General features: G+C 40.3%; 14 protein-coding genes. 4 read left to right on the forward strand and 10 right to left on the reverse strand.

What is annotated here, in order from left to right; genetic code table 11:
* Positions 1–109: 109 nt before the first annotated feature.
* The gene (gene dinB, locus ACHWSC_RS03020) at positions 110–1,207 is read right to left on the reverse strand and encodes a DNA polymerase IV (RefSeq protein WP_394675746.1); all 1,098 of its coding nucleotides are present in this window, start codon (positions 1,205–1,207) and stop codon (positions 110–112) included.
* A gap of 238 nt (positions 1,208–1,445) precedes the next feature.
* Between dinB and ACHWSC_RS03025 the strand changes: the two genes are divergently transcribed.
* A complete protein-coding gene (locus tag ACHWSC_RS03025) occupies positions 1,446–1,853 on the forward strand; it encodes a hypothetical protein (RefSeq protein ID WP_120332692.1) in 408 nt (135 codons plus the stop codon).
* Between the two features lie 44 nt (positions 1,854–1,897).
* Here the strand turns inward: ACHWSC_RS03025 and ACHWSC_RS03030 are convergent, their stop codons facing one another.
* From ACHWSC_RS03030 to ACHWSC_RS03045, 4 genes are read right to left on the reverse strand one after another with little or no spacing between them, the layout of a single operon-like run.
* On the reverse strand, positions 1,898–2,854 hold the full coding sequence (locus tag ACHWSC_RS03030) for an exonuclease (RefSeq protein WP_394675747.1): 957 nt from the start codon (positions 2,852–2,854) through the stop codon (positions 1,898–1,900).
* 1 nt (position 2,855) lies between these two features.
* Positions 2,856–3,431 (reverse strand): dephospho-CoA kinase, encoded by a 576-nt coding sequence (gene coaE / locus ACHWSC_RS03035; protein WP_201667840.1) that lies wholly within the window; start codon positions 3,429–3,431, stop codon positions 2,856–2,858.
* A 10-nt stretch (positions 3,432–3,441) separates the two neighbouring features.
* Positions 3,442–4,392, reverse strand: a complete 951-nt coding sequence (locus ACHWSC_RS03040) for a hypothetical protein (RefSeq protein ID WP_120332691.1) — start codon at positions 4,390–4,392, stop codon at positions 3,442–3,444.
* A gap of 49 nt (positions 4,393–4,441) precedes the next feature.
* The gene (locus tag ACHWSC_RS03045) at positions 4,442–5,419 is read right to left on the reverse strand and encodes a BtrH N-terminal domain-containing protein (RefSeq protein WP_120332690.1); all 978 of its coding nucleotides are present in this window, start codon (positions 5,417–5,419) and stop codon (positions 4,442–4,444) included.
* Positions 5,420–5,736: 317 nt separating this feature from the next.
* Between ACHWSC_RS03045 and ACHWSC_RS03050 the strand changes: the two genes are divergently transcribed.
* Positions 5,737–6,372: a hypothetical protein gene (locus ACHWSC_RS03050; protein WP_120332689.1), complete on the forward strand. Its 636-nt coding sequence runs from the start codon at positions 5,737–5,739 to the stop codon at positions 6,370–6,372.
* A 112-nt stretch (positions 6,373–6,484) separates the two neighbouring features.
* Here the strand turns inward: ACHWSC_RS03050 and yajC are convergent, their stop codons facing one another.
* The 4 genes from yajC to ACHWSC_RS03070 are packed head-to-tail and all read right to left on the reverse strand — an operon-like array spanning position 6,485 to position 9,405.
* Positions 6,485–6,802, reverse strand: coding sequence for a preprotein translocase subunit YajC (yajC, locus tag ACHWSC_RS03055; RefSeq protein WP_120332688.1), 318 nt, complete (start codon positions 6,800–6,802; stop codon positions 6,485–6,487).
* 26 nt (positions 6,803–6,828) lie between these two features.
* Complete coding sequence (locus tag ACHWSC_RS03060) at positions 6,829–7,290, reverse strand: DUF1573 domain-containing protein (RefSeq protein WP_120332687.1); 462 nt, start codon at positions 7,288–7,290, stop codon at positions 6,829–6,831.
* A gap of 27 nt (positions 7,291–7,317) precedes the next feature.
* Complete coding sequence (gene nusB, locus ACHWSC_RS03065; RefSeq protein WP_394675748.1) at positions 7,318–8,265, reverse strand: transcription antitermination factor NusB; 948 nt, start codon at positions 8,263–8,265, stop codon at positions 7,318–7,320.
* Between the two features lie 60 nt (positions 8,266–8,325).
* Complete coding sequence (locus ACHWSC_RS03070) at positions 8,326–9,405, reverse strand: Glu/Leu/Phe/Val dehydrogenase (RefSeq protein WP_088162143.1); 1,080 nt, start codon at positions 9,403–9,405, stop codon at positions 8,326–8,328.
* 181 nt (positions 9,406–9,586) lie between these two features.
* Between ACHWSC_RS03070 and ACHWSC_RS03075 the strand changes: the two genes are divergently transcribed.
* Together ACHWSC_RS03075 and ACHWSC_RS03080 are read left to right on the forward strand one after the other, a co-directional pair.
* Positions 9,587–11,368, forward strand: a complete 1,782-nt coding sequence (locus tag ACHWSC_RS03075) for an ABC transporter ATP-binding protein (RefSeq protein ID WP_120332686.1) — start codon at positions 9,587–9,589, stop codon at positions 11,366–11,368.
* 94 nt (positions 11,369–11,462) lie between these two features.
* Complete coding sequence (locus ACHWSC_RS03080; RefSeq protein ID WP_088162145.1) at positions 11,463–11,807, forward strand: hypothetical protein; 345 nt, start codon at positions 11,463–11,465, stop codon at positions 11,805–11,807.
* Between the two features lie 96 nt (positions 11,808–11,903).
* Here the strand turns inward: ACHWSC_RS03080 and ACHWSC_RS03085 are convergent, their stop codons facing one another.
* Positions 11,904–13,145 (reverse strand): MFS transporter, encoded by a 1,242-nt coding sequence (locus ACHWSC_RS03085; protein WP_120332685.1) that lies wholly within the window; start codon positions 13,143–13,145, stop codon positions 11,904–11,906.
* Between the last annotated feature and the right edge of the window lie 109 nt (positions 13,146–13,254).

A 13,254-nucleotide genomic window follows, 5' to 3' on the forward strand; every position in this document is an offset into this window, starting at 1 on the left:
AGATAAAGAATTGTGACAAATAACGACGATTTTGCCTGTAACAAGCTTAATTCAGATTGCGCGTACCATATGGCTTAGCAAAGACTTGATTAAGCCGGATGATTCCTTGCTAAGGACGATGTTCGAAAAGTGTTAGCTGTATACCTTCCTTTGGAAAATCAGCTTCTTCCACAAAATTTGATATCGAAACACCCAACAACCTCACTTTGTTCACCAGCTCAACCTTGCTCAACAAACTATGGGCAGTGGCGTAAATTTTGTCTTCCGAATCAAAACTATTTTCTAAGGTTATACTCCGTGTCAACTGAACAAAATCGGCATATTTAATTTTTATGGTTAAGGTTCTTCCAGAGATTTCCTTTTTCCCGATGCGTGTCCACAGCTGTTTGCAGAGCCGCTGCAAAATGGTATTTAATTCTTCGAATGCTTCTACATCCTCGCCAAACGTATCCTCAATCCCGACCGATTTACTGCTGCGATTGGGAACAACAGGACGGTCGTCGATCCCGCGTACGATACGGTAAAAAAAGTGCCCAGTCTTTCCAAACCAACGTACGAGGTCCTCTTCACGCTGTTTTTTTAAATCAAGTCCAGTAAAAAGCCCCAGTTCATGCATTTTTTTTGCAGTCACCTTACCTACGCCAAAAAACTTATCCACGGGCAATGACTCCATGAACTTGACAATTTTCGAAGGACCTATAAATGTTAAGCCGTTGGGCTTGTCCATATCCGAAGCAATCTTTGCAACAAATTTATTGACGGAAACACCAGCGGAGACGGTCAGATTCAACTCTTCTTGGATAGCTTCTTTAATGGCTTTGGCGATATCAATAGCCGAACCAATACCCTGTTTGTCTATGGTAACATCCAAAAAAGCTTCATCCAGGGATAGCGGCTCGATTAAATCCGTATAACGGAGAAAAATCTCCCGAATTTGGTATGAAACCTGACGATAAACATCAAAGCGAGGATAGGTAAAGATAATATGGGGGCACAACTGAAGAGCCTTTCGGGAGCTCATAGCAGATTTGACGCCAAACTTTCGCGCTTCGTAACTGGCCGTTGCAACTACTCCCCTCCCATCCGGGGAACCACCTACTGCAATCGCTTTTCCCCGATATTCGGGAAAATCACGCTGATCTACAGAGGCATAAAATGCATCCATATCCAAATGAATAATCTTGCGATGTACCTGTTCGGGATCCATGATCCAAATTTACAAAAATTAGCATTATAGACTAAGAAAACCGAAAAATAACTAATAGAATTAGCAATACAGCACAAAACGACAATCACTAGGCTAGCCAACCGTTAATCTAGGTGTAATGCATTCGTCATTATGCTGTTAATTATTTATCTTTAGGTGAAACTATCCGCTGGACAAAAAAATCATCGTTATGGCGCATAGTCCTAGTCACTGCATTAAATGGTTTTAATTAGCACACATGATGGAAAATTTACCCGAACAAAAACCGAAAAAATCCGGATTTAAGAAGTTCTTACTCCTGCTGATCCTTTTCCTCCTTGTGGGGGGCGGCTCCTACGTTTACTGGAAGTATTACTATGTATTCGGTGAAGGTGTAAAATCTGGCTATCTTAATTATGCTGTAAAAAAGGGCAATATTTTCAAGACCTATGAAGGCAAGCTCATCCAGGAGGGATTTGGAAGTATCAAAACGGGTGGTATCGCCAGCAATCAATTTGAATTTTCTATTGAGGATGATTCTATATTCCGTCAATTGGAGCTAAATAGTGGAAAATACTTCGATCTGCGCTACAAAGAATATCATGGTGTGCTTCCCTGGCGCGGAAACACGGTTTATATCGTTGACAAAATTGTCAATATGAAATAGCGAACTCCGCTAGGTTTACCAGCGGAGTTATCGACACAACCAACTTATGCAGAAAGCACATCACGCACGATCAATTTTTCGTTGAAATAACGTTTTAAAATGCTTCCGTCACCGTGTAGTGTCCAAACTTCTTTGGGATTTACCATCTTAATGTACTGAAGAATGTCATTCCAGTCCACATGATCAGAAATATACAGCTCGATATCATTCTGTGCCTGTAAACGTTTCCAGCCTGAGGCAAATGCACGTAATACTTTGGTCGCCCTAAAATAACTATTGAAGGTCATCGGCGGTACCAAGTAAACCTTGTTCTGTTCGCCCTGTTTCATTTCTTTTCTGTTGTAGGGCTCATAGTCTAATTTCTTCAGCCCGTGTTGATCATAAAGGCGATGGTAGGGCAATATTCCACTGTGCACAAGCACTTTTCGATCTGGACAGTACCTGTTGATCAAATCAGTAATCCGCTGCGCCTTGCCCAACACATAAGTACCTAATAAGATATTACTGGCATGTCCATCAAGTTTTTTTATCTCCTCCGCCGGATCGGGATGTATAATATCCGGATTTGCAAAGGTGCTTTCCGTAATGAGGACATCGGCCTGCTGCACTTCGATCGGCTCACAGGTATCATCAGCTTGTAATTTGTAATCGCCGGTGTATAAGTAACGTACCCCCCGATATTCCATTAGAATCTGTGCTGAACCCAGTATATGACCTGCTGGTAAAAATGTGATCTCGACCGCCCCTATTTTAAAGGGACTATTAAACAATTTGACCTGATAAGAATCTTTGCGATTTTGTTTATACCGATAAGTCATAAACACTGAAGTCGCATGTGTGGCATACACATAGTCGTGTCCTGAACTGGCATGATCGCCATGGGCATGAGATACGACATTGTGCATAACGGGATTGCTGGCATCAATAAAAAAATCACCATAACGGCAGTAATAGCCTTCTGGCTTTCTGACTAAGAAGTCAGCCAATAGTGTAGACATCATATTATTTTAGAAACTTTTGATGCAAAGTCCACACCTGCGGTAATAGCGGAGTGGTTCCATCATTAATGATGACGAAGTCTGCCAATTTTAATTTTTCTTCGTCAGATAGTTGCTTATTAATTCGCTCCATGACCTGTTCCTCAGTAACAGCATCACGTTCCATGACACGTTTAACGCGTATGGGTAAAGGCGCAGTAACCAGTATGGTATAATCAAGATCCTTGTAGGACCCACTTTCAAAAAGCAAAGCAGCCTCTTTGAGTGAATAACGGGACTTTTGCTGTTCAGCCCAGTCCTTTGCCGCCTGAATGACGATGGGGTGTACAATGCCGTTCACAAGTTCGAGCTTCGCCTTGTCGGAGAATATTTGTTCAGCCAAAAAAGCCCGATCCAGTTTCCCATCCTTATAGGTCTCTTCGCCGAACTCCGCAATTAAGCGAGCTTTGATTCGCAAATCGGTATTCATCAATTCCTTCGCCTCATCATCAGCATTATAAACAGGTACAGCCATGGCTTTAAAAAGCTGACAGATAAATGTTTTACCGGATCCAATTCCACCTGTTATTCCAATCTTCATGAAAATATTGTTATTTACGTACAAAAAAGTCCACGTTTTGAGGCACAACGCTAATTACCTTACAATAGTCCGGTACCTTGGTCAGCAAAATAGGCAGATATTGCACCTCGTTTTTCTCCCAATCGGACAAATCCACCACCGCTTCAAAATCTCGCGATGTATAGTTATTATAATCTTTGACAGACATCAGCACCGTGACGACAACTTTGCTCGGACTAAGCCTGACCGAGCTATAACGTTGGCCATTCTCCACTTTTACGGGCAACTCGATTATTTTCTCTGTCAATTCACCTACAGGCATGAGCACCTCGACCGAAGTCGGATAAACATTGATATTCGCTTTTTGGTTACGTGCCAAGTTGGCCACGGTTCGAACATCGGTTTCGACTTCCTTTCCACGAACGGTATCCGTTTCCCAATACTCGATAGCCGAAACATCCTCGTAAGGTCCGGTTATTGTCACATAAGCTGGTGTAACTTTGGTGTCAGCTATAAAACCGTAGCCACGTTTAAATCCGATATTTGCAAGGGGTTTTACAGGCACCTTACGCTGGGTCTGTTTGGAAAAATCAAAAAACAAGGTATCTGGGCTAACTGACACCACGCGTTGTTCATGTGGAAACTGTCGGTTGATAAAGCCCAATTGGTTGGAAAAAACAATCCAGTCTTTGGTTTTTAAAGAACTTAGGTCCACCTGAACCTTTGGGGTTTCCAATGCAGCTTTGGAAAACAGGAATTGCCATCCCGTCATCTCCAGCTTTACTTTTACCGTATCGGATTGCTGGGGGTGAAATGCACGTTTCTCGGGAAGATTGACATATTCAATCGCCGCCTTGACGGAAACAGTATATTGATTGGAGATCGAAAACAATAACCAAGCTAACAACGAAATTCCAACACAACGCACGAAGACATTAATCTTACGCCGTTGGGTCTTATTTATTCGAACTGCATTCGCCATGATACAAACTTAATCAATTTGCGTAAAAATCTGTGTTCTTATCTGCATTTCATCTTAAAGACAGCAATATTTCCATTGCATTTTTCTCTTTTGTGGCAAGGGTTTTGAGAATTTCTGATGCCTGTTGCACGTCATCGAAACTGACTGTCTCCGCAATTTGATTAAACAATTCCGACAAGGATGTCCACAATAATGCAATCTGCGCAAACTCATGATGAACCTCAGCGATCTGCTCTATTCCGAGCAGATCATAACTTTCCTTTATAAAGTCGCGGTATAGATTTCGAAACAAGGCCCCTCCAGTACCTGCGTTTTCCATCAAATTTGCAGCCATTTTAAACTCACTTTCAATCGCATGACTGGTCTTGTACCATTTGGTCAATTCCTCAGCAGTTTTCAAAATTCCTTTATATGAAATGTTGCTGATGGGCGGTGCAAGATATTCCTTTGCATTATTGACCATTGCAGCAATCAGCACTTCTTTCAAGTCCAAATCCCCGCCACTACCTGCTATCGTGTAATACAGATTTTTAGACGCCATAGGCCCCTTCTCTGCCCTAGCTAGCGCCAAACTCGCAAGGGATGTACGCACGCTACCACCCTGCTGCCTTGTATCCACTAAATAGGCATTATCATGGTCATAACCATAAATAGCTACATAATGCCCCGCAAAATGAAAGGGTTTTGTAAAATATTCCAGGTGATAGGCATCGAGTTTTAAGCCTACTGGTTGCCCCCCATCCAAGAGCTGTTGTACAGCCTGCCAAGCTTTTACTTTTGAAGAAGTTTCATGAACGCTGAGGTTTAGACCGAGATTTTTGCAGATATGCTGCGTCAGGAGATCTGGTTTTATTCGTCCGCCCAAAAATGGAAAGTCCATGGTTTTCATTTTCCAATAGATAAAACTGAGCCCTTCCCCCAATCCAAAAAGCATCGGCTCTGAAAGTTCAATGCCTATATGGGCCAGTAACGTACCTGTTGCCGTTGTTTCACAATGCTGCCCATCAAATGGTCTAAGATTTTCCATATCGTTTTTTTTTCATAAAGTTAATCCCTCAATCGACAGCCCGATGTCAACAGTGGATCAAATCCGAAAAGCAAATGAAAAACAGTTGAGAATAACATCGCAAAAACGATTGTATCTGGCAACTATTATGTTTTATGTTAACTGGGGTTTTACTGGGGTATTACAGGGGGTTAACAGGGGTATAACAGGGGTCAATCCCCTACTAACCCCTTGTTAATCCCCTGTAAAAATAGTGTTACTACTAAAGTAATTAAGAAAATAGTAGTAAATTGATAATAAGCTCAATACAAGAATTATAAACTAAAAGAGGAATAGCTATGGCAATTTTACAAAACGGTCCGAATGGACCTATTATTGGTAAATTTGGATCGGTGAGTGCCTACATGTTGAAGGATCAAAATGTAGTGCGCGGTCCAAAACGAAAACGCAGCTCCCCACCAAGTGCGGCGGAGCTCTTAAACAGAAAAAAACAGCAAGTAGCCGGTAAGTTTGCCGGCCATAATAAGCGACTTCTTGAATTTGGTTACCAGTTTTTAGCGGAAAAAGGAAGTCGCGTAGGTGCATTCCAATTGGCACAACGGCATATTTTTAAGGAGGCCATCGAAATAGACGCAGAGAATAACCCTTTTGTTAATCCAGAACGACTGCTTCTATTTTCTGGTTCGCTAACCCCATTATCCAACTGCCAAGTCAGTATCAACAATGATGTAATCGACCTAAGCTGGGAAGCAGATGATCACTATAGTGATAGCGTATATAAAATCAACCTGGTATTATTGGACCCGTTTAATGAATCCCATTTAAGAACTTCTATCGCACCTGTAAGTGATGGATCTTGTTCCGTTCAATTTGACCGGTTAAAGCGAAAAACCACTGATTTCCATGTCTATGTCGGAATATGGGACACCTTAGATGGCGGTTTTTCGAATTCCATCTATTGTGGAGTAATCTAAAGCATTGTTATGCTAACAATTTATATGAACGCTCTTGCCTGGGCTTTCTATTAACAGCATAAAAAAGCCAGTTTTCTACGAAAACTGGCTTTCATTTCTTTCAGGAAAAAGCTTAAGAAGCGCTCTTCTCCGTATTGTTAGCAGCTTTAGAAGCATCTAAAGCAATTGCTGATTTGTCAAAACGGATTTTTACACCCGAACCTACATCGACTAAGAAAGTCGTGTCTGATACTTCTACAATACGGCCATGAATACCAGCTGTAGTAACAACCTTAGAGTTCACACCAAGTTCTTCAATATATTTTTTGTGATCTTTTTGCTTCTTCATTTGCGGTCTGATCATGAAGAAATAAAATACCACGATAATCAAAACCATTGGTAAAAAACTCATCAAATTGCCTCCCGCTGCTTGTAATAATACTGTGTTCATCTTCTATTATATCGTTTAATAATGTGTTATTTTGCTAATACTTCACCTTTTAGCTGCACCGTTGTTAAGCCATTAGAAGCATTCGATTGAATCGTAATGATCTTCTGCTGTTTACCAACCTGTCCTTCACTATTGAAAGTTACATGGATCTCAGATTTTCCACCTGGCAAAATAGGGCTTTTCGAAAACTCAGGTTGTGTACAACCACATGAAGCAGTTACTTTCGAGATAATAACAGGTGCATCACCCGAATTTTTCAACACAAAGGTATGTTTTACCTGTGCGCCTTCCTTCACCTGACCGAAATCAAATGCAGACTCTTCAAATTCTACTTTTCCCAATTGTGCTGCTGCCTTAGAAAGGCTATCCGCAGCTGCTGTTTCAGTCGCTGTCGTGGTTCCTTCTTCTTTTCCTTTTTGTGCATTTCCACAAGAAAATAAAAGTACTGCCGACAAAGCTAAAACCGAATATTTGCCAAAGTTTTTCATTCGTATAAATTATTTATGCGTTTGGTTTTAATCTCTTAAACCACGACCTGCCTTCTGGATTCTTCCTTGTTGATTCAGATCGTTCAGTATTTTATCCAAGATACCATTGATAAATGTATTACTTTTCAATGTACTGAATACCTTAGAAATTTCAATATACTCATTTATTGTCACTTTCACTGGAATAGATGGAAAATTAACCAATTCACATATAGCCATACGCATCAATAATGTATCCATTAAGGCAATACGATCTGATTCCCAATTCTTCGTTTTCTCAGAGATAAGCTGTTGATACTCATTTGTATTGCGGATAGTTTTACCCAACAATGCAATGACATAGTCGCTATCATCATTCCAGTTTTGCGTAATCTCTGCAAGTTTATTTTTACGTGGATCTTCAGAACTAAAATTCTTAAAAGTCTTCGCAATCAAAGCTTGCAATACTTCTTTATCTACCGGCCAGTTGATGAATTTTTCTTCAAAAACCTGCTCTATAACCGGCGATTTCAAGATGATCTTTTTAAAGATATGCTTGATGATATCTTTTTCCGTACCGATCGAACGATCTTCTTGTTGCAAGTACTCCAAATAAGCTTCAGAATCCTTTAACTGCAAAAATACAGTACGTACGATCTCCGGGTCAAAGCTCCAGGAAATCTTATACTTTTTGACACCTTCTCCATATTGTGGATTTTGTCTCAATGACTCAATAAAAGTGTTTGTACTTAACTTGGTCGTTAAAGACAAGTCTTTTTCAGTTGGTAAAAACTTATTGGCCCTACCCTCTGCATCTATTAAGACATAATCAGATACTTCATCTAAAAGATTCAGTGTCCACATATACATCTCATAAACTTCATCCACATTTTTTAATAGTGCTTTTTCAAATGTTTTGATGTCTTTATCTTCCGAAAGACTGTACGCATAAAGCGTTTGCACTACTTTTACCCTCAGGTGTCTCCTGTTTAACATAGTAATTTTAAAGAACGATTTTTTATAAAATAATAAATAAGAACGATTTTGGGATGAAGACTATCTCTTGATTTTTTTAATATCTTGGATACGCTTCTCCGCGATGCGATTGGCCGCTTCAAAAGTAGAGATATTCTCTTCTTTTGATTTTTTTAACACGTCTCTAGTCGCATTATAAATATTTTTGATCACAAATTCAGTGTGATCTACACCATAATTTTGAATTTCTGAATAACAGCCGATTAATGCACCAGCGTTGATCAAATAGTCAGGGGCATATAATATACCTCTTTCATGAAGGATAGAACTTGTAACAAGTTCATCTTTCAATTGATTATTGGCAGAACCAGCAATAATTTTGCATTGCATTTTCTGTGCGGATTCTGGATTTACGGTACCGCCTAATGCACAGGGAGAATATACATCAAATTCGTGATCGAATACTTCACCGTAAGGTATTGGTTCAGCTTTGTACTTAGCCGCTACTTTTAGCATTTTTTCTTCCGTAATATCGCTTACATATACACGCGCATTCTCTTCACGCAACATCGCAATTAAACGCTCACCAACACCACCTACTCCATGTACAATTACTTTTTTACCAGCAACATTTTCCGATCCGTATAATTCCTTTAAGCAGGCTTTTATACCGAAATAAACACCCTGAGCAGCGAAGATCGAAGGATCACCAACGCCACTGCCATGAATTGCTTTTGGTAAACCAGCAACATGGTCAGTTTCGGTATAAATATGTTCTAAATCGCGTTGTGTGGTACCTACATCCAAAGAAGCAATGAAATTACCATTCAATCCTTCAATAAACTGGCCCAAACGGCGCAATAAAACCTCAGATTTGTCCAAACGGCTATTCCCAATAATAACAGCACTACCACCGCCTAAATTCAATCCAGTGATGGCTGATTTATACGTAATGGCCTTGGATAAACGTAAAGCATCCTCAATAGCTTCTTCTGTACTTTCGTATGGTAACATACGAACCCCTCCTATCGCAGGCCCTAAGGTTGTGTCATGGATCGCAACGATAGCTTTCAAGCCCACTAATTCATCATTACAGAAAAATAAGTTTTGATGGCCAGACTGGCTCATCAATTCAAAAATAGAATTTTGAGATGTTGACATAAAATGTACTACTCTAATTTGTTTTAATTTTTTAAGGTACTTGATGCAAAAGTAGGAAAATTATTCGTTGTGCATAACAACTTTTTTTATCCAAGACTTAACATTTGATTTCCGAATGACAGTAAATTCACTCAAATCGTAAAGCATTTTGATGAATTAGTCCTACTTTTGTATTCGTAATATGAAGGATCTCGCCTACTTAAACAAGTACTTTTATAAATACCGCTGGAAACTGATTCCAGGGGTTATTTTTGTTATCATCTCCAACTATTTCGGGGTATTGCCTGCAAAGGTAATCCGCGAAGCATTTGATTTGGTACAGGAAAACATCTATCTATACCGTCTATTTGATGGTTTCGACAGACAGGAACTCATCTACCAAGTATTTGGCACCAGTCTCCTGTTTTTTGGTTTCGTCGTTCTCCTACTTTCGCTGTTGCGGGGCATATTTTTATTCTTTATGCGTCAGACGATCATTTTAACGTCGCGTTATATTGAATACGACCTCAAAAATGAGATCTATAATCATTACCAAGATTTAAACTTCGGTTTCTTTCGGAAGAACAATACCGGAGATCTCATGAGCCGAGCCACCGAAGATGTCAATCAGGTACGTAACTACCTCGGACCCGCCATCATGTATGCGATCAATACCGTAGTTTTATCGATCATGGTCATCTATGCGATGTATAGCGTCAATGGACGGTTGGCGACCTATGCATTGGCGCCAATACCGGTCCTATCGGTTATTATTTTATTTGTCAATAAGATTATTAACAAGCGTAGCTTAAAAATACAGAAACAACTGGCGAACCTTTCTTCTTTTGTGCAGGAAACTTTTGCAGGTATCCGCGTCATCAAGACTTATACCCGAGAACAAAATAAAATGCAGGAATTTGAGAAGGAAAGTACCATTTACCGTAATACGGCTCTTGATCTCGTCAAAGTGCAGGCTGTTTTCTTTCCGCTTATTCTATTGCTTATTGGGCTCAGCACGGTAATCACCATTTATATTGGTGGAATTGAAGTTGCCAAAGGAACAGTCACTGCCGGAAATATTGCTGAGTTTATCATCTATGTCAACCAGTTGACTTTCCCTGCCATGTCTTTGGCTTGGGTTACCTCATTGGTACAACGTGCTGCAGCCTCACAAAAACGCATCAACGAATTTCTCCATACTGAATCTCCAATTGTTAACGGAACAGCCACCCAAGAACTAGCGGGTGAAATCCGGGTTGATGGGATCTCCTTTACCTATCCAGAAACAGGTATTCAGGCGATTAAAAATATATCGTTCCAAATTCCGGTCGGCAAAACACTTGCTATTATCGGAAAAACAGGATCCGGAAAATCGACGCTGGCCAACTTACTCCTTCGGATGTATGATATCGACAAAGGAAGTATTCATTATGATAGTCTTGAAATTAAAAACCTTGATTTCAAAAGTTTACGCCAACAAGTTGGATTTGTCCCACAAGATGTTTTCCTATTTTCAGATACCATTGCCAATAATATAGGCTTTGGTTTAGACCACTTTACACAGGAACAAGTGGAACAGGCCGCCAAAGATGCCGCTGTATACGACAATATTATAGCTTTTGAAGATGGATTTGAAACCGCCGTTGGGGAACGTGGTATCACCCTCTCCGGTGGACAAAAACAACGGGTTTCCATCGCACGCGCTTTAATTAAGGAACCCAAAGTATTGATTTTTGATGACTGTCTTTCAGCCGTGGATACAAAAACAGAAGAAACAATTCTCCGTTCCCTAAGCCGCATCATGAAAGGCAAGACCTGTATTTTTATTGCCCATCGCATCTCGACAATCAAGAATGCAGACCATATATTGGTGATGGATCAAGGAGAAATTGTAGAACAGGGTACACATGCCGAATTGATGGAGAAAAGAGGTGAATATTTTGAACTCCATGAAAAGCAATTACTGGAAAGTGTCGAAGGATAATTAAAATATCCCTGAATTCAGCTAAAGGATGTAAGGGATATCTCTCCTAAATTTGACTTAAATATTTAAGTCAAACATTTTACATTAAAGGATCATGGAGAGAACCCCTATTCAGAAGGCAACGTCAAGTGACGGAAAAACAATTGCTATTATTTCTTACTTAACCATCATCGGTCTTGTTGCTGCCATCATTATGAACAACAAGGAAAAGACTGCTTTAGCGCAATTCCATATCCGACAAAGTATAGGAATTTCAGTAACAGGAATGGCTTTGGGACTGTTACGTTTTGTTCCAGGTATTGGCGGAATTGCCATTAGTATTGTTGGATTGCTCCTACTTATTGCTCTTATATTAGGATTAATATCCGCATTTTCCGGAGAGCGGAAACCACTCCCCTTCATCGGTGAAAAATACCAGGAATGGTTCAATATGATCTAATCGACATTTTCAAGACATGGAGCACCTTCCCATCAAAGATGCTCCATGTTATCGTTTTTTATGAACGTTCTGCCTTTAATTGAACATAGCGCATTTTTAGCTGGCTTTCATATCCGACACCGCTTTCTCCTCTTTAAAAAACAGGGCAAATAGCACAAGACAAAAACCAGAAATACCTGCTGGAATAAACCAAAGATATTCCCAAAATTGAGCAACATAAGCTGTTTTTAGGTAATCTGAAACAGCACCGGCAACCCAAAATCCGATCAGCATACCTACACCATACATCGCGATGGTAATAAGCCCCTGTGCAGAAGCTTTGTATTTTTCACCAGCAATTCGATCGGTATAGATCTGACCCACTACGAACATAAAATCATAGCAGATGCCATGCAATAAAATTCCGAATAGCAATAAGAATGACCGTTCCTGTCCGTCGCCGTAGGCAAAAAATAAATAACGGAGTGCCCAGGCCGCAATGCCCAGTAAAATCATCTTTTTATACCCCAAGCGTCTAAAGAAAAATGGAATCAACAACAGGCAGATGGCTTCGGAAAATTGCCCCAATGCCATTTTTGCTGTGGGGTTCGGTATTCCGGCGTTGACCAAAAATGGGTTCGCATTTTGATAATAGAACGAAATGGGAATACAGATGACAATTGCTGTTACAAAAAAAATAAGAAAACTCCGCTGTTTTAAAAGCTTCAATGCATCCAAACCAATTGCCTTTCCAAAATCAAACTTTTCATCTCTAAGCTTCACCTGTGGTGGTGTTTTTGGCAATGCTAGACTGAAGACCGCCAATAATAACGAACAAACCGCGCCCATAATAAAGGTATTATGCAGGGCACCTGTCTGTATCGATTCGGGAGCATCCCAACGGAACAAATAACTGATCACGAGTCCCGAACAGATCCAACCGATCGTTCCCCACACGCGTACCCCCGGAAAATACTTCTTCGCGTCTTCAATATGCCGGAATGCGATCCCATTGGATAAGGATAGCGAAGACATGTAAGCCATAAAATAGACAAATACATAGGGATAAAAATGTGTCGCATCCGGTGCTTGCGACATCCCGTAAAGTAGTGCAGCTCCAATGAGATGTAATGCTGAAAGTACCCGCTCGGCATTAAAATACCTGTCGGCGACAAAACCGACAAAAAAAGGAGCAAATACAGCACCAAGGGATTGTGTCGCAAAAATATTTGCGACCTCCATACCCGAGGCATTGAGCGATTTAATGAGGTATGTTCCCAAAGTTACAAACCAAGCCCCTTTGATAAAATACTCTAAAAACATCATCAGGGACAATTGCACGCGTAATACTGGTTTCATCTATTAATTGGTGTTGGAGGTGTTTGTTTTGATTCGTTTAATCGGCTTCGCTATTGTTAACTATTTGCTCTTCAAGACATGCTATCATCTGGGTAGGTTATTGACCTAT

This window comes from uncultured Sphingobacterium sp. (assembly GCF_964277905.1).
Taxonomy (GTDB): domain Bacteria; phylum Bacteroidota; class Bacteroidia; order Sphingobacteriales; family Sphingobacteriaceae; genus Sphingobacterium; species Sphingobacterium siyangense.